The 17,727-nt window shown below is 35.8% G+C and carries 11 protein-coding genes and 4 pseudogenes; all 15 read right to left on the bottom strand.

The features are described from left to right. Positions 1-53: 53 nt before the first annotated feature. Positions 54-506, bottom strand: a pseudogene (locus ACTJJG_RS17930) (type VI secretion system contractile sheath domain-containing protein); the annotation flags it as partial. Further along, positions 499-1,002, bottom strand: coding sequence for a type VI secretion system contractile sheath small subunit (gene tssB, locus ACTJJG_RS17935; RefSeq protein ID WP_005041656.1), 504 nt, complete (start codon positions 1,000-1,002; stop codon positions 499-501). The pseudogene ACTJJG_RS17930 and the gene tssB, both read right to left, overlap by 8 nt. A gap of 16 nt (positions 1,003-1,018) precedes the next feature. After that, entirely contained in the window at positions 1,019-1,708 is a 690-nt protein-coding gene (locus ACTJJG_RS17940) for a hypothetical protein (RefSeq protein ID WP_032063482.1), read from the bottom strand. 684 nt (positions 1,709-2,392) lie between these two features. Continuing rightward, positions 2,393-3,298, bottom strand: a complete 906-nt coding sequence (locus ACTJJG_RS17945) for a tetratricopeptide repeat protein (protein ID WP_032063481.1) — start codon at positions 3,296-3,298, stop codon at positions 2,393-2,395. A gap of 16 nt (positions 3,299-3,314) precedes the next feature. Continuing rightward, a pseudogene (locus tag ACTJJG_RS17950) lies at positions 3,315-4,101 on the bottom strand (putative type VI secretion system effector). A gap of 3 nt (positions 4,102-4,104) precedes the next feature. Further along, complete coding sequence (locus tag ACTJJG_RS17955; RefSeq protein WP_032003311.1) at positions 4,105-4,896, bottom strand: putative type VI secretion system effector; 792 nt, start codon at positions 4,894-4,896, stop codon at positions 4,105-4,107. Continuing rightward, entirely contained in the window at positions 4,897-7,674 is a 2,778-nt protein-coding gene (locus tag ACTJJG_RS17960) for a T6SS effector BTH_I2691 family protein (RefSeq protein ID WP_032063477.1), read from the bottom strand. A 4-nt stretch (positions 7,675-7,678) separates the two neighbouring features. Next, positions 7,679-8,617, bottom strand: coding sequence for a hypothetical protein (locus ACTJJG_RS17965; protein ID WP_032063476.1), 939 nt, complete (start codon positions 8,615-8,617; stop codon positions 7,679-7,681). Beyond that, a complete protein-coding gene (locus tag ACTJJG_RS17970) occupies positions 8,614-11,241 on the bottom strand; it encodes a type VI secretion system Vgr family protein (protein WP_440608992.1) in 2,628 nt (875 codons plus the stop codon). Before ACTJJG_RS17970 ends, ACTJJG_RS17965 begins: the two co-directional genes overlap by 4 nt. A 212-nt stretch (positions 11,242-11,453) precedes the next feature. Then, positions 11,454-11,600, bottom strand: a pseudogene (locus ACTJJG_RS17975) (PoNe immunity protein domain-containing protein); the annotation flags it as partial. 45 nt (positions 11,601-11,645) lie between these two features. Next, a pseudogene (locus ACTJJG_RS17980) lies at positions 11,646-11,765 on the bottom strand (PoNe immunity protein domain-containing protein); the annotation flags it as partial. 113 nt (positions 11,766-11,878) lie between these two features. Then, positions 11,879-12,205 (bottom strand): hypothetical protein, encoded by a 327-nt coding sequence (locus tag ACTJJG_RS17985; protein WP_228287804.1) that lies wholly within the window; start codon positions 12,203-12,205, stop codon positions 11,879-11,881. Positions 12,206-12,371: 166 nt separating this feature from the next. Next, complete coding sequence (locus tag ACTJJG_RS17990) at positions 12,372-13,355, bottom strand: PoNe immunity protein domain-containing protein (RefSeq protein WP_440608993.1); 984 nt, start codon at positions 13,353-13,355, stop codon at positions 12,372-12,374. A gap of 30 nt (positions 13,356-13,385) precedes the next feature. Next, positions 13,386-14,738 (bottom strand): hypothetical protein, encoded by a 1,353-nt coding sequence (locus ACTJJG_RS17995; RefSeq protein WP_017400130.1) that lies wholly within the window; start codon positions 14,736-14,738, stop codon positions 13,386-13,388. 12 nt (positions 14,739-14,750) lie between these two features. Continuing rightward, complete coding sequence (locus tag ACTJJG_RS18000; RefSeq protein ID WP_440608994.1) at positions 14,751-17,612, bottom strand: type VI secretion system Vgr family protein; 2,862 nt, start codon at positions 17,610-17,612, stop codon at positions 14,751-14,753. Positions 17,613-17,727 lie beyond the last annotated feature (115 nt).

The raw sequence follows: 17,727 nt of genomic DNA on the forward strand, positions 1-17,727 counted from the left end.
TTAGCTGCCTAGCATATCCCAAGTGAAAGTCTCCTGCTAATTCAGCACATATCAAAAGACCCGTATTCTTCCTCATAGATTTTTTTGAATAAGGTGCTTTGATCGAAGTCTGTAGCGCCTTGGAAATCTTTTACCAACTCTTTCTTAGTCGTATTTAACATACGAATTTTAATAAGAGGGTTAGATGGTGTCTCTTGACAGAAGTAATAGAGACCACGCCAAGTTGACTCAATTTTTTGGAATTGTTCATTGTGCATGATCTGACTTAATTGACTTGAAATCAGCGCATCAATTTCTGCAATACGTTTATCAATTGATAAGGTCATATTTTCAGAAACTGTAATTGTGCCTGCCATTACTTCTTTAGCAAGCTCACCGATTAAGCTTTTTGCACGCGAATGTTCTTCTTCATTTCGAGCAATACGACTTTCTTCGACAATCGAGTCTAAGAGATTAACCTGTTCATTTTCAACAAGAGGCATTGCTGCAGATTGAGTATTATTCATGATCAGCCTCCGCACTTAATTTACGAATCTGATCTGTATTTTTAAGAACTTCATCAAGTAAGTCTTCTAAACGTTCACTGTTAGAAATTTTGTTTCTTAAGTCAGTTAAACGCTCACGAGCTTCCACAAGTTTCTTTAATGGATCAACCTGTTGAACTACATTTTCTGGACGAAAATCTTCCATTGACTTAAATGTTAAATCAACAGCGATCTTACCGCCCTCTTCTGTCAACGTATTATCTACCTGAAAAGCAGCTCTTGGAGATAATGACTCCATAACTTCATCAATATTATCTAAATCAACATTAATGAATTTTTTATCTTTTAATTTTGTACGCTCAAGCTCAGATGCAGCCGAAAAATCACCCATCACACCCACAACGAATGGTAGTTCTTTCGCTTCTTTTGCATCACCAATTTCGACATCATATGTAAGCTGAACACGTGGAGGTCGAATTCGCTGAAGCTTCTTTTGTACGCTCTCTCTCTTAGCCATAAGATTCTATTCCGGATTATTTAATTAAAGGGTCAAAAGGCGAACTTTTTGATTTATTAACAGTGGCTGCAGGTGCAGCTTTAGGTTTTACTGTAGTCGTCTTTGCTGGGCTTGATACTCGTTTATTTGACGTTCTAGAAGTACTCGCTTTATTACGCGTTACATACTGTTTTTTATAACTTCTTTTTTCGTTATCATCTGAGCTACTTTCTGAACTAGCTTTAAAGCTCGATGGGTCCGGGGCAGGCATGGCAGTATGAATATTTTCAATTAACTGCTTTGCAGGAGGATAAGTCACATCATTGCTTAAATATCTCAGTTCCTGAGTACGCATTTGCTGTAAAGAGTTATTTGCAATGCTCACACCGGATAAAAACAAGACATCTGTTATTAATGAACCGCGTATATTTTGACTTTGCAATTGACTTGCTAAATTCAATGCTTTAACTGGTTGATTGGTCTGATAAAACCGCATAGCAGCTTTAGCTAATAAATCATTTTTTTGAGTTGTATTATCGCTATCACAAACTTGCTTAAAAATATTCAATAGCTCAGGATCATTTTGACCTTCAGCTAAAGGGTTCTTCTTAATACAACTTTTTTTAAGTTTTACAGGCTCTAGTTCTGCTGCTTGAGCATATGATAGACCGATAATGTTTCCAGTCAAAAAAAGTATCAAAATACTTCGTTTCAACACAACTTTCATTCCTCTGTTTTCTTATTTATTCAAGGCTTTACTGAAAAGTTAATATCCTTAAAACATTAAAAAATCAGTCTAAAAACCTTATATTCAAAAAATTTAGACGCAGTTTATCATATAAACAAACATATTTTATATAAAAAACATATCAACTTAAACCAAAAGTAAATAGTTAAGATGCTCATAAAATATAGCTTAATAAAGTTATTCTTATAAAAATATAATATTGTTATTTTTTGTAATTAAAAATAAGTCTTTGAATTTTATAAATTAAATAAAAATTAAAACTAAACAAAAAATTATCATAAATATCACTTAGTTAAGATTTATGAAACATTTTCTTAAAAATATTTTATTTAATTTAAAAGATAAACGAATTAAATGATTGTAAAAGATACATTTCAAATTTATGAAAGTAGAAACTCAACATTAATAAAAATAAAATTGTCAAGACTAATCGGTCTATTTAGTATATTTTTTATTTCACTTTGTGAGAGCAAGTAGAATCAATAAAGCCCATAGATTTGTAAATAAACATCTTTCCTTTAGGGTCAAGCTCTTGCATAACCCAAAACCATATTCGATATCAAGAAAATTAAACTATTTGACTTTATATTTTTAAAGGATATTGCGATTTTTAAGTTTGGAAAGGCTCTTCTATTCAAAAGAGCCTTTTATTTAAGTATAAATTTAGATTTTAGACTTCCAATAATTAGCTTTCTCAGGATTATATCTTGAACTACTATCATCCGAATAAATATTAAATAACAACTCTATTCCAGCCTTATTTCCATTGCGTACAGCCATTTCTGCATATCGTATTGACTCATCTAAATTTTGTTTCATACCTGCACCATTATAATATTTAAGAGCAGTATTATATTGCGCTAACGCATGTCCATGATCAGCCGCACGCTTAAACCAAACAAGTGCTTTAAGTGGATCTTGCTCTACCCCCTCACCTCGCTCATAAGCCAAACCTACATTGTTTTGTGATTCAAGATCTCCCTGTTCAGCAGCTTTTAATATCCATTTAAAAGATGCTTTGATATCCTTTTTAACGCCATCCCCACCATATAATTGAGCAGCAACTACTGTCTGGGATTGTATGAGTCCTAACTCAGCAGATCGAATAAAATATGTAAACGCTTTTGCTCTATCCTGTTTTACATTTAAACCTTTGTAATATGCCAGCCCAACATTGTGAATTGCGGAAGGGTTTCCTTTTTTAGCTCCTTCTTCAAACCACATTAAAGCTTTTTGATCATCCTTTTTTACAACTTGATTGCCATTTCGATAAATCATTCCTAATTGAAGCATGGCATTTGAGGAGCCTAATTGTGCAGATTTCTCAAATAGTTCTAATGCTTTCTTTTGATCAAATTTTTCACCTTCGCCTGTGGCATACATAGATGCCAATACAAAAATAGCCTCAGCATCATTTGCTTTTGCAGCCTTTTCTAGCTCATGTTTAGACTTATATTCAGACAAATCTTTATAATCTTTAGTCAAACCTCCGTGAGTGTATTCTTCTTTCTGTTGACTGCATGCAGATGTGACTAATATTAAGGTAATGACAAACAATCTAAGCTTCATTAAACAACCTTTTACTTCAAAAATTTTTCTTATCAAAATAATCTTCTGGATAAGGATCATTACCTTTTAAATTTTTTCTATATTTCATTACACTAATCTGAACACCATCATCAGTTAAAAATCATTATAGAAATCCTGTTCTTTTGGATATTCAAATCCTAGCTTTTCAAATATTTGCTCCGATAATGCTCCAAAATTTTCATACGATTTGCTATAACCAAAATAATTAACAAAACCAGAAATTGCTACAGTAACAAATAAAGTAATGCCAACAATCTCTAGAAAATATAAAATAGTATTCACAGAATAAGAAAAATTAAAAATAAAATAAAATAAAATAAAATAAAAATTAAGAGAAAACCCCATGACAACAATGTAAAATAATAAGTTTGCTTAAAAATGGCTTTATAACCCATTTTTACTGAACGCCCCATCTCATGAATCATATACAATAAGCCTGATTTAGGGTCGATAATTGCATAGACCTGATAACGTCCATCTACAGGTTTTTCGCTAATTACGGCAATCAACTCATCATTTTCTTCAAAACGTGCTGTCGTAAATTGACCTACTAATGGATACTTATCTATTTCACCTATAAAAGTTATACCATCCTTAGCTTTAGCGGCCATTACTAATATAGGTGCACTGGTAAGCAGCGAACTACTTTCCGCGAGTACACCTGCAAAAGCAGTACCAGCCGCAATTCCACCAATATTCTGTTTAACTGGAATTTTAGACTTTGCTTTTTCTAAAGAATGTATTGGACCTTTAACTAACTTAAGGTTTAATTTATATTCCACTACTTATTCGCTTGTTGTATTCTTACTAAAATAATCTTCTGGGTATGGATCTAGGCCTTTTAAATTTTTTCGATACTTCATTACACTAATCTGAACACCATCATCAGTTAAAAAATCATTATAGAAATCCTGTTCTTTAGGATTTTCAAAACCCAATTTTTCAAATATTTGCTCTGATAACATTCCAAAATTTTCATAACTTTTACGATAACCAAAGTAATTCACAAAAGCCATCATTCCTATGCACATGAGTAAGCTTATAAAGATCCAAGATAATAAAGAGAAAAAAGAATTCCAAGAGTAATTGAAATCAAAAATATAGAAAAGCAAGAACATTATTGACACCCCACCTCCACAAATAATAGTAAAATAATAGGTTTGCATAATAATAGCTTTATAGCCTTTTTTTACCGATCGCCCCATTTGATAAATCATATACAATAGACCTGATTTGGGATCGACTATTGCATAAACTTGGTAGCGTCCATCCACGGGACTATTATTAATTACAGCTATCAATTCGTCATTTTCTTTAAAACGAACCGTCGTAAATTGTCCTAATAAAGAATGTTTCTCTATTTCCCCCGTAAAGGTGATGCCATCTTTAGCTTTACCTGCTATTACTAGTATAGGAGCACTGGTCAGCAACGAACTACTTTCAGCTAGCACACCTGCAAAAGCAGTCCCAGCTGCAATTCCATCAATACTCTGATTTACGGGAATTTTAGACTTTGCTTTTTCTAAAGAATGTATCGGACCTTTAACCAACTTAAGATTTAATTTTAAATTTTCCATTTAGACACTCACCACAGCATTATTAAACTCTTTTTCTTCTTCTTTAACATCTTTAAAAGCATCTTCACCATTTTCCTTTTTTAGCTTGAATGCACATTTTTGACACCAATCTTGCATGGCATTATCTAGGACATAATTCTTTAAATAAATCTCTAAGGCGACAAGTGCTATCCCCAATACACTTAGGGTTGCAGCAGCTTCTATCGCCCTAATACCTAATAATGCACGGCCAATTACATATTTTTCAACATTATAATACAGTGATGTGTTTTTCATGAGTGGAAGATTCAAGAAAGCACTAATTCCTACAACTAAAGTCGCAAAAGAGTTAATTGTTTTGGCAGTATTCAGTGCTCTTGCATATGGATTACTTTCATTCCACGACTTATAGGCACTTTTCCCATCAATTATTAAAGAAAATATAGCACCCGCGATCGCGAAATATGCCCCACACTTAGCAATATACGCGGCACGCTCTGCAAAAGAAAACTTTTCCATTGAGCTACTGCCCACTTCTAAAATAGCAGCTGTTGTTGCCATCATGCCTGACATATATGACAAAGTATTATCTACGGATGGATCAATATTAAACTTAGAAATCTGTGTTCCTAAGTTAATCAGTTCAAATATTGCAACCACACCAGATACACGCAAACCTGCACTTGGTGAACTATTTGCAATAATCCGATCAATTTGTTTGGCTGCTTTACTTGGGTTGGTTGCGGATGAAGAATACTTTTTCCAGTTGTTCTGCACCATTTCAGGTGTCAACTTAATCCGACCCGTTAAAGTTTGAACTGGAATAAGATAATATAGAGAGTTTTTTGCAACATGCTCAACCAATGCCCCACTATGAGCAAAAGTATAAAACGTTAAGCGTCCAAGTTTTTTTGCAAATTCTGAACTTGGCGTATATTTCATACTCCACTTCACTGCAGTTTGGGTCAGTTCAGACATCCAGTAAAACGTTTTTAATAGGCTAAATTTTTGCCCATGTAACATATAACCGTTATTGGTTTTATCTGCTGCCCATTCTTGCCAAGCTTTATCTGCCGCAACAAATGCTGCAATCGCAGTTTTAGCTGCATTTTGTCCATCATCCCAAGAAATATCGATAATACTTGGTGCCGCTGCATTATATTTATTTTTTAAACTTTCTTGGTTATAACAAATTGCCCTCATATAAATATTTTCTTTGGCAATTTTTTCTACGCCTAACCAAGTTTCAAGTAATGCTTGTCCACTCTGCACCCCACTCATCCCATTAATCATATCCATCGCATGAACATAAAAAATATTTCCATATGGAACTTGCACTTGATCATCATAAGCATGAAGGGCATTTATTACAGCTTTAGACAATAACCATTTAATATGGTCATCTCCTATAGCTCTTGCTCCAGCTAAACACTCTTGAATTAATGCGTTAATTTTTTTATCAAAATTTGATTTAGCCACCATATCTAAATTTGGCTTATATTTTTGAATCCAAATCTGCTCTCCGTCCCTCCTACTTAATTTACCCATATCTTCAGTATAGACACCTTTATTTGCTCTTTGTTTCTCTTGAGCCTCCTTTAATAGCCTCTCTTGTTCTTCTTTTGATTTTCTTTTATATATTTTTTCTAACTCATAATTAATATCATCAGCATCTGTTAAATTTTTTGGTAACTCATTCCCTAGCCCCATTAATACTATACTTTTAGTTGCCTGTGCACTAAATTGGCTGCGTTCATTTAACAATTTATTTTCTAAACAGATTTTAATACTATCAATACATTGAGAACTATGTAAACGGTGCTCGTTTGTAAAATCTCCTTCTTTTTTTGCTAAAAAATCCATTACTTTTTTAAATTCTGAATTGCGCAATGTATTTAATTTTCTTGTAATTCCTACAGGATCATATAAAGCCATACAGGCAAGCGATTTAGGCTCATCTTTAAACTTGTTTAATGTCGCATCGATACGGTTTTTACCAAAACTGTTTAGATTATAAACCGTAGTTTTAAATTGGCTTGCAGCAATACAATGTTCTTGCGCACTTCCACCATTAATTAAAATTTTCTGCCACTTTCCTTCTGTTACAAACTTATCGGCATTTTTTTCATATTCAGATATTTTGGCCTTACTCATAGGCACATGCGTATGAATAATATATGCAATCTTCGCCTCATCTTTAGGGTTACTTTCTACAGCTATCACAGATGAATTAAAACTATGACCTGCTCCTTTACATGCGAACTCTGGAACACTTTTAGGTGCTTCTTTACCCACAGGAAAATAAGACAAATGTCCATTTGGAGTAACTTTATATCCAGCCCACTCCAAAGCTCCAGATGTTCTTTTTACTAAGCGATAGATATAACCAGTATTAATCATCTCAACTGCATATTTGAGATGGCTTAACTGAATATCTTTGACATTTTTACCCAAGGTTGCAGGTAAAGCAGGTGGATTATCTTTAACAACGGTGTATCGTAAAGGTAAAATATTGAAGCCCTTTTTACGACAAAAATTTGAACACTCTTTCTGGGCCTGCCCAGCACTACTATTTTGCATGTTTGCAGCAGTTGACTGTTTCGCTGATTTTGCAATTTCACTTTCTTCAATCTTCTTATTAATATTTTTAGCAACTGTTGGGTTGCGCATATCGCCCACTGCTTTGGTTTTTCCCATAACAGGAATTTGACTCTGCTTCTGTTTTTGCTGAGCAATAGTCTCATTAAATAAATTATTTGATTTTGACTTGCCCAATATCATTTTTTGATTTTCTGACATCTTTTTATCCATTCAATTCTTTAGCTATCTGCTCATATAAGTCTTTCGTTACATAATCCATAGCGTCTGTAAAAGACATTTTATTCATTACACAATGGTCGTAGAGCACATTGGTTACCATAGGATGCTGTATAAAATTTTTATGTATAATTTGGCTGTAAAGACCATATGTAACTAAATCTAAATAATTTTGAAGACCATAATCGTAGTAAGCCTCTTTAAGATTTTGATGGATTTCAACTGGATGAATTTTTATTAGATCAACTTGTTCAAATTCATTTAATTGTTGAAATACATTATTAGCAATTTCAATTAAATCCAATTCTATAGATTGCTCAAGGTTCACTTTTGTTAGATTCAAGATTGATCGCGACTCATCGTAAGACTTAAAGCTAAATAGACCTTTTGGATGCAAAAAATGCCATTCTTTAAAGCCATTTAATAAGCCACCTACATATTCTGTTTTAAAAATCTCATCCAAGTAGATCATGACTCTAGGATCATACCAACGGAAAAGAATTTTTTTACCTTGATCAGAAATCACTAATTTAGTTTTTATCTGATCTCGCAATTCCTCAAGTGAGCGTGTCTTCGCCACGCCATACCCATGAACAAAATAGCAATCATTCGTAATATTTTTGTTTCTCGATAGATTTTGCAATAAATCTTCTTTGACTTGCTCAAATACTTTTTTATCATCAATACAAATAAAAAAGAGGTTGGACTTTGCAATTTCTTTTTTATGCGCTAAAGGAATATATGTAATATTTTTGTTTGATAAATTATCTATTACACCGTTAAAAATAGAATCATTCAGTGTAGTATCTAATAAAAAAATGATCTTGCCATATTCATTCAGAATTTGGATGCACTGTTCTTCAACTTTAGAAGTTATATCTTTTAAATCATTATTTTGAGTTGTATTAAAAATTGACAAACTCATGATAAATCTACCTTAGCCGAACCATTTTGAGCAGCTTGAGTTTGCTTAGCCGAACAGTCTGGTAAATCTAATGCAGGTGAATTTATTGATGATCCCCCCATAAACAAATGCTGTCCTGCTTTCACCTCAAGCTTACCGCCCGTAACAGGGAAAATACCTGAACCATTCAACTTAACTTGAGATCCGTTTGCTGTCAGATTAATCTCAGTTGGGCTAGTAATATAAACTGTGTCTTCGGTTGAAGTAATCTGTACGCCTTTTCGAGCAATCACATCTAAAGCATCACCTTGCGCCTGAATTTCTACTTTGCCTTGGCCAGCAAAAAGTCGAGCACCCTCCTGAGCGGCAAATAGACTAATCTTTTGGCTCGCATGACTCACTATATTCTTTTGCGTACTAATATTAATGCTATCTCCAGCACTTTGAGTGAGCTGACCATTTGCACTGAGGTGTATATCTTCATTACTACTTACAGCAATACTTTTTGGAGATGCTAGCAGCATCACTGCTGATTGAAACTCAGCAGCCTTTTTAGGGTCTTCTTGTTTAAGAACTTCTAAAAAAGTCTGAATATTCTCAAGCATATCTAAGGGGTCAGTTTGCTGATTTTTAGCTACTTCACTAAGTGCCTTAGCATTATTGAGACCGCCTTCGATTTGCTGTTTAGCCTCATTTGCATCAAGGTGTCCGCCTTGAGCCTGATCCTGTTTGTGAGTACTAACGAGTAAGCCACTACCAGCTCGAACCGCGCCCCACTGATCTGTTCTAAGTTCAAACCCTTCTCCACGACCTTCACTCTCTGCCTTGTCTTTTGGATGGCTTAAGTTACCTAAGTTTAGTTGGCTGGCCGCATGACTACTTTGGAGCTGGGCACTGATTTGTCCTGTGGTGTCATCAAAGCGTAGCTGGTTAAAGCCCTTACCGTCGACTTCTTCTGAGCGGATGCCGCTGAGTTTTTTAGTGTCGGGTAACTGGCCTTTTTGGTCGAATTGCGTTGGGTGACGTTCAGCCTCATGAATACGACCCACCACAAATGGACGGTCAATGTTGCCATCAAAGAAGTCAATCACCACGATCTCGCCCACGCGAGGCAAGAAACGTGCGCCATAACCCTCACCTGCCCACGGGGTCAGCACATCAACCCAAGCTGAGTCAGTGTCATTGTCATTACTGCCTGCTCCACCATCATGGCTGTGGTCATCTGTTCGGGTAAACAGGAAGCGGACTTTTATGCGTCCCCACTGGTCAACATGAATACTTTCACCCTCTAATCCAACCACTCTAGCGCGCTGCGGGTAAGCGGCTGGTCGATGTTCAAACGGGTTATACTCAGGAACAGTTTTAATATTTCTACGCGATAAGATGAGCTCATTACCCTGACGCTCGGTTTGATCATTTAACTCGGATTGATCTTTTTGCCATTGGCTTTGGCTAAAAAGTTGATTGATTTGCTGTTGTAAATCTTTGGGCAAATTATTTTGTAAATAGAAGCTTTTACCAATAATCAGAAATTCTTTGTCTGATCCGCTATGGGTATCTATTTCAGGATGTTCATCCAATTCAAACCAATAGCCAACTTGCGTATCACGTACCGTAGTTTGTGCACGGAAATATTTTGATTGAGACGCATAATAATCAGATAGATTATTGTTGAGTTTTTCTAGCTGCTGGTGACCCGATGCAGTGGCTTGGTCTTCACCCTTTAAATCTTGCATCCAAGCAGGGCTGACATGCCATGCCTGCTCTAGACTTAAACTCGCATTATCCTGATTAGCACTATGACTATGCTTTGACTGAACACTGCCTATGCCTTCTTCTTGACTTAAAGCATCAGCCTGCCAGCGTTGTACATGCACGGCTGTAGATTGCAAGCTTCGAGTTTGCACAAGACTCGTCATACTGTCTTGTTGTTCAACTGCGCTACTGCGGTGATAACGGATATTTCTTCGGTCTAATGCTAAATATGATTCATTATTATCAATTAAACGTAATTTTTGCGGTTGAATCTCAACTGAGCTATCAGTGGCAAACAACTGAGCTTCATCAATTAACCAGTTAATGCCTTCACTACGCCAAAGTCGGGTTAAAAATTCATAATCCGTTTCATTACATTGCATGATAAAAGGTCGAACATCGTATTCTTCGGTTAGACCTTTTAAATCCAATGTTAAACCAGAAGCAAACAACGGGCTTTTGTTCTGCCATTCTGTAAATAGAATTTCAGTAATGTCCCGTACACTTTTATTCATAAATACACGGCTATTTCGGCGTTTATGCCATAGCGCGGTCGAGTCTTGTAACCTCAATTTATACAATGTTAATGAACCATCACTCTGCCCCTGACTGGCTTCTGTAATAATTCCTGTAGTTCTAAATAGCTGCCCCTGATCAGTTACTTGATCGACTGCAACCTGACAACCAATAAATTGTTTTAATGAAATATGGGCATTGGTAGAAAGACAAAATAAATCGGCAGTCAGTCCTTCATTTAGCTGATGCTGTCCTTCAATGCTTTGTAAAAAGACTTGAGTATTCAACGATGGATTAGAAAACTGAACATGAAGCACGCGTTTTTGCGAGCTGATACCCAAATCTTCTAGAATTCTATGTATATGAGATAACATCTTTTTTATGAAAACTTTGTCAGGATTGGCATTATTTTATAAAATACAGAAACATCTGTCTATTTTGTAAAGGAAAACTTAACCATATGAATACACGAATAAAGCTATCTTTTAGTCGTAGATAATTTATTTTAATAAAGAGAGTAATTAGAATACATTACTTATCTAAAACCCCATTAAATAATGTTTTTTTTACTTATATATTTTAATTTTTATTCTTCTGTTTCAAACTGCCAGTAAACCTCTCCCCAGTCTTGTTTTTTAATTTCTGGAAGAATCTCTCCAGCATTAAAATATTGTCGAGAATTATTACTAGCTACTGTAAACCAATAACCCGATTGAGGAGCCTTCTCACCTGCTAAATCTTTATACCATTTCTTTAAAAATTTATGTAAATGCTTCAGAGAAACCTTATTATCTTGGCTTACAAAAGCATTTGAAAGCTCAAAGTAAGGCTGGGGAAAAAGAACATCAGAACAGTCAAAACGATTATCATCAGAAAAAGCTAAAAATTCTTCAACGATCCAGTATTACCTCCATTTTCTTGATTCTCTCCATCTACTAATTTGGCAACACTCATTAATAAGTCATTTCTTTTTAATAAATAACAAAGGCTAATTAACCAAATATATAAGCATTAATCATCAAGTAACTCTAAATCAAAGACACTAAAATTTGGATCTTTATAATAAGTTCTTTGCTTTTCAGACAAAATATTAAATAAATTTATGATACTCTCAAAATCTACACGTAAGTGATCAATAGATCTTCCAGCAGTATAATCTAGTATAAATAGATCAAATTGATATCTTGCAGCTATAGAATAAGAATCTATCCATCCCGCTTCAATATCTTCATCACTATTAGATTCACCTAAAAAGTCTCGAATAGCATTTATTAAAGCAGCTCTGGTAGAGAGATAATACTTTTCATCCATTTTTTGTCTTTGCTGATTAATAAACATCATTTCAACCTTACATTTAATAAATTTCAAAAATTAAATTTTAAAAACTTAATATATGTAAGTTTCATTAATTTCCTATATTTATTCCTAGCTCAAAACTATTTTGATCATTTACTATATTTTAGAACTAACTTTTGTAGATAAGAATGCCCTATTGGGCATTCAATTAATTCTCACCATCCCAATACCAATATACCTCACCCCAGTCCATTTCAATAAGTGTGGGAAGAACTTCATCCTGAACAAAATACCGGCGTAAACTTGGCTGTGCAGGTGTTTGCCAATAACCAGTTCTTGTACATTTCTCCCCCCCTCTTAATTTTATTTGTATTACATCATCATTCAATGCTTTTATTTTTGTTTGATTACGAGCCCACAGTACAATATCCTTAGGGTAAAATAGATGTTTATATAAAGAACTATCATCTAAATCAAGTAAATAAACTAATGCAGCTGCTTCAAATGCCCAATAACCTACATAGGAACTTTTATTTTCTAAATCCAAGTGACTATTATACCAAATTTCATTTCTATTCATTTGATACCAATTTGATAAGTATTCATCCAAAAGCTCGACTGAATGTTTTTTATCACTTTTTACTAAAACATTGTCAACCACATCACATAATTTAGCATAACTTAAGGAAAACAAATTTCCTTCATTTATAGTTGGATGAGTAGAATCATTTAACTTAAAAAATTTATTAATAATTTCATCTTCGCCTGTATGACTATCTCCCTCACCATTAACTAAAGAATGAATACGGAGAAAAAGATCATTGCGATGTAGTAAAAAAGCAAGGCTTAATATATTTAAAGTTTCATTTTGGCTAGTAATAACAGAAGGTTTTTCTGATTTATGAAAAAGAGCCAATGCTTCTGATTGCTTTTCATAACCATCGATAACTTTTTCAAATATGGGGATAAGTTCTTGTATAGAATGTCCAGCAGTATATGTAAGATACAATAAAGAAGTATATATATCTGTAATTGCAGTCCAACGACTTGCTTCACCACAATGATATTGATCATCTTCAAATGCATCACTTTCTAGATATAGAGGAATTCCTTCCTCATTGTATTCTTTAGTTTTTAAATAATAATCTTCAGTTAAAAATTGCTGCCTACGCTGTTCTGTAAAATTTGACACGTTTCATTCCTCATATCTGACAAGTCAACTTTACTTAGTATGACCATTCTTAATGTTCGCTCGAGTAACTCGATTGTTTAAAGCCTCATCTATTTTAGCTGCCCCCCAAAAGTTTGATGGAGTATGTTCATTTAAATGTTCACTATGATCAACTGGCTGATTATCTTGAATAGATATAGCTAAAACATTTAAGTGTTCTACAGTTTCAGGGTGAGCGTAATTAAAATAAAGTAAATGACGTGAAAATCCTGCAATTTCAACATTTCTTAACGAAGTTTCTCTTAATCTTTTTTTAACCCATTCATCACTCATCTGTTGATTGATTAAAAACTTTTTCTTTGGTATTAATTTCTTTTCAGCTCTTTTTTCTTTTTTAGCACTAGCTCTTTCTATATGCCTTTCTCTCGTATCCTGTTGTTTATCCAAATCATTTAATAGAGAACCTGGTCCTGTACCTTTCCCCATGCTTAAACTAGCTTTGGCTTCTATAATCGCGTAACTCTTAGTATTCATAATACCAATATTTTTTTTATCAGATTTCCATATCGCATCAATACCTTGATCATGAATACCTATGTGTAATTTCGTCATAGGGCGTTGTAATTTGGGAGTCAGTTGCTGCCCAGAATCATGAACTGCCGGAATTGCCAACTTGTTAGCAACCCAATAGTCTGCCATATGTTCACCAACACCTCCAACTTCAAGATTTGATAAAACTTTTGAAATATCAACTTTTGATAAAGTCTTACCCTTGTTACCATGACCATTTCCATTTTGACCAGTTTTACCGTCATAAGTTGTTCCATGGGCAGAATTATTTTGATGACCTTTGCCACCACCTACATGCCGTTTATCCGCTGACGATTTAGGAATTTTTGTCTTCCAATGTAAAACTTTTCTTGCGAGTAATTGCACCAAGGATGAAATAGATGCTTCTAAAAAATTAAATGTAATTTCGATACTTTGGTTAATCCAATATTTTGCCCATCTATTGCCTATATTTTTATTAGATGCATTTAAAGCTTCACGTTTACCGCTTCTAATCAACTCTCTTATTTTTGTATCACTGATTATTTCACTCAACCATTGTTCAGGATTCCCATATATTTTACAATGTGTCATGATAAAACGTATTAATTCAAACAATATTTCTGGTTTTCTGTTTACAATTCTTAATCCTGCTTTTAACCCATCTCCTGGTCCTGGTATAAATCCAATCACACATAAAATAACTTCAAAATAATTATCATCAGACTTTTCTTGATATAAATTATATGAGGCTCTTGCTAAATCAGCCACATCAAGTGCAACTCCAGCTGGAGAAAAACCAATAGCAATTGCTTGAGTAATAAGTGCTACATCATCTTTATTTAAATCAACCATATACCACCTATTTTAATTTTCAACATCCCAATTTTTTAATAATTCATCAAGCTCTATTTCATCTTGATCTGTAAAGTTTTCTAAAATGCTTTCTTCTAAAACTTCAATTTCAACTTTTCTTTGATCTTCACCATACCAGACTGTATAAGATTCATTTGTTGGTACATTTGGAATTTTTGCGAACCCTTTATCATCTAAATTTCCTTTAAATTCTTGACCACTTTCAAATACAACTAAATACGGAGCTCCTTTCATCGGTTCTAACGTAGGCCAATGATAATTTAATTCCAAGAAACTTTTTAACTCACCGAGTGGCGGTAAATTGTATGGAACTTTTTCCCCTGATTGGAACAAATGCTGCCCAGCCTTCACCTCAAACTTACCACCCGTAACTGGGAAAATTCCCGAGCCATTAATCTTGATTTGAGATCCGCCCGCTGTGATCACAATTTCTTTAGAAGCACTAATTTCAATTTTGTCTTCTGTTGAAATAATCTGCACAGCTTTACGGGCAATTAAATCTGCACCATCACCTTGTGCTTGTATTTCGACTTTGCCTTTGCCTGCATAGAGTCTTGTCCCTTCTTGAGCCGCAAAAAGGCTAATTTTATTTTGGGCGTGTGCAATCAGGTTCTTTTGCGTAGTCAGGTTAATGCTATCACCAGCAGTTTGACTTAACTGACCATCTGCGCTGAGGTGAATGTCCTCGTTACTAGCTAAAGCGATACTGTTAGTTGCCGTTAATATCATCAAAGCTTGCTTAAAAGCAGCAGCTTTGTCTTGATCTTTTTCTTCAATTTGCTCTATGAACGTTTTTAGATTCTCAAGCATTTCCAATGGATCAGTTTGCTGATTTTTGGCAACTTCGCTGAGTGCCTTGGCATTGTTAAGGCCGCCTTCGATTTGTTGCTTGGCCTCATTTGCATCGAGGTGTACGCCTTGAGCTTGGTCCTGTTTGTGAGTACTAATGAGTAAGCCACTGCCAGCTCTTACCGCACCCCACTGGTCTGTTCTTAGCTCAAAACCTTCACCACGGCCATCACTTTCCGCTTTATCTTTTGGATGGCTTAAATTACCCAAGTTAAGTTGGCTGGCCGCATGGCTACTCTGTAGCTGGGCACTGATTTGCCCTGTGGTGTCATCAAAGCGTAGCTGGTTAAAGCCTTTACCGTCGACTTCTTCTGAGCGGATGCCGCTAAGTTTTTTAGTATCAGGTAATTGGCCTTTCTGATCAAACTGGGTTGGGTGGCGTTCGGCTTCGTGGATGCGTCCCACCACAAATGGGCGGTCAACATTGCCGTCAAAGAAGTCGATGACAACAATCTCACCAACACGTGGCAAGAAGCGTGCGCCATAACCCGCACCTGCCCATGGGGTCAGCACATCCACCCAAGCGGAGTCGGTGTCATTGTCGTTACTTCCCGCTCCACCGTCATGACTATGGTCGTCAGTTCGGGTAAACAAGAAACGGACTTTAATGCGTCCCCACTGGTCGACATGGATGCTTTCGCCTTCTAGCCCCACCACTCTAGCGCGCTGCGGGTGAGCGGCTGGTCGGTGCTCTAGTGGGTTATATTCAGGCACAGCTTTAATATTGCGACGAACCACGTTCAGCTCAGCATAGTGGCGCTGCTCAGGGTTTTGGCTATCGAGTTGGGCTGCCTTGAGCTTGTCTTTTGGTAATAAACGCTCAAGTTGCTGTTGTAATTCTTTCGGTAAATTATTCTGGTTGTAGTAGTGCTTGCTTAAGATTAAAAATTCTTTATCGGCACTGTCATGTTGGTCGAGTTCAGGATGGTCATTCAGCTCAAACCAGTAACCGACCTGTGCATCACGGACGTTACCTGAAACCGTAAACTGTTTCGAACTTAGGTAATGATAAGCATTGATGTGCTGGTTCAGCTGTTCAATCTGGTTATTGCCTGAAGCTGTAGCTTGGTCTTTACCATTTAAGTCCTGCATCCACGCGGGGCTGACATGCCATGCATCTTCAAGGTTTAAGCTGGCATTGTCATAGTGTTCGCTGTGCTTTTGTGTGCCTTGTACGCTGCCACTGCCTTCTTCTTGTTGCAGCGCATCGGCTTGCCAACGTTGAATATGAACAGACGTTGGCTGCAAGCTTCGCTCTGCCTTGACTTGAGTAATGGTATCAAACTGTTCTGTCGCACTGCTGCGTTGGTAGCGGAGACTACGACGTTCAAGTGCCTGATAGTTTTGGTTATCATCAATTAAACGTAACATTTGTGGCTGAATGGAAGCATTCGGATCCACTACTAAAAGCTGTGATTCATCGACCAACCAGTTAATGCCTTCACTACGCCACAAACGGGTTAAAAAGTCATAATCGCTTTCATTTGACTGCATCACAAATGGACGCACATCGTAGTCTTTGGTTAAGCCAGATGTGTCGAGTGTTAAGCTTGCGGCAAATAACGGGCTTTTACCCTGCCATTCTTTAAACAGAATTTCGCTAATATCTCGCACGCTTTTGTTCATAAACACGCGGCTATTACGGCGTTTATGCCAGAGTGCAGTTGGGTCTTTTAAGGTTAAGTTATAAATGGTGAGTGAGCCGTCACTTTGCCCTTGGCTCGCTTCAGTAATAATGCCCGTGGTTCTAAAAAACTGCCCCATGTCAGTGACTTGATCGACGGCAACCTGACAGCCAATAAATTGTTTTAATGCAATATGTGCATTGGTCAATAGACACAGTAACTCAGCAACGCTACCTTGGTTGAGGGTATGTTCGCCCTCGATGCGTTGCAAGAAGACTTGATTGTTTAATGATGCGTTGGAAAATTGCACATGAAGAACGCGGTTCTGTGCGACCAACCCTAAACTATCTAAAATTTGAAATATTTTATGGGACATCATTATTATAAAAACTGAGTCATAATCATCGATATTTTATAAAAAACAGACAGAATTGTCTATTTATATAAAATAGCTTATCTTCCCTTAACTTACATACTTTTTAGTTTATCTAAAA

The organism is Acinetobacter sp. 22512 (genome assembly GCF_052044755.1).
In the GTDB taxonomy this organism is placed as follows: domain Bacteria; phylum Pseudomonadota; class Gammaproteobacteria; order Pseudomonadales; family Moraxellaceae; genus Acinetobacter; species Acinetobacter pittii.

Coding starts and splice junctions, on each gene's coding strand:
- ACTJJG_RS17955 (WP_032003311.1), bottom strand. CDS start 4,896: ATGGAAAATTTAAAATTAAATCTTAAGTTGGTTAAAGGTCCGATACAT.
- ACTJJG_RS17960 (WP_032063477.1), bottom strand. CDS start 7,674: ATGTCAGAAAATCAAAAAATGATATTGGGCAAGTCAAAATCAAATAAT.
- ACTJJG_RS17995 (WP_017400130.1), bottom strand. CDS start 14,738: ATGGTTGATTTAAATAAAGATGATGTAGCACTTATTACTCAAGCAATT.
- ACTJJG_RS17945 (WP_032063481.1), bottom strand. CDS start 3,298: ATGAAGCTTAGATTGTTTGTCATTACCTTAATATTAGTCACATCTGCA.
- ACTJJG_RS18000 (WP_440608994.1), bottom strand. CDS start 17,612: ATGATGTCCCATAAAATATTTCAAATTTTAGATAGTTTAGGGTTGGTC.
- ACTJJG_RS17970 (WP_440608992.1), bottom strand. CDS start 11,241: ATGTTATCTCATATACATAGAATTCTAGAAGATTTGGGTATCAGCTCG.
- ACTJJG_RS17965 (WP_032063476.1), bottom strand. CDS start 8,617: ATGAGTTTGTCAATTTTTAATACAACTCAAAATAATGATTTAAAAGAT.
- ACTJJG_RS17940 (WP_032063482.1), bottom strand. CDS start 1,708: ATGAAAGTTGTGTTGAAACGAAGTATTTTGATACTTTTTTTGACTGGA.
- tssB (WP_005041656.1), bottom strand. CDS start 1,002: ATGGCTAAGAGAGAGAGCGTACAAAAGAAGCTTCAGCGAATTCGACCT.
- ACTJJG_RS17985 (WP_228287804.1), bottom strand. CDS start 12,205: ATGTTTATTAATCAGCAAAGACAAAAAATGGATGAAAAGTATTATCTC.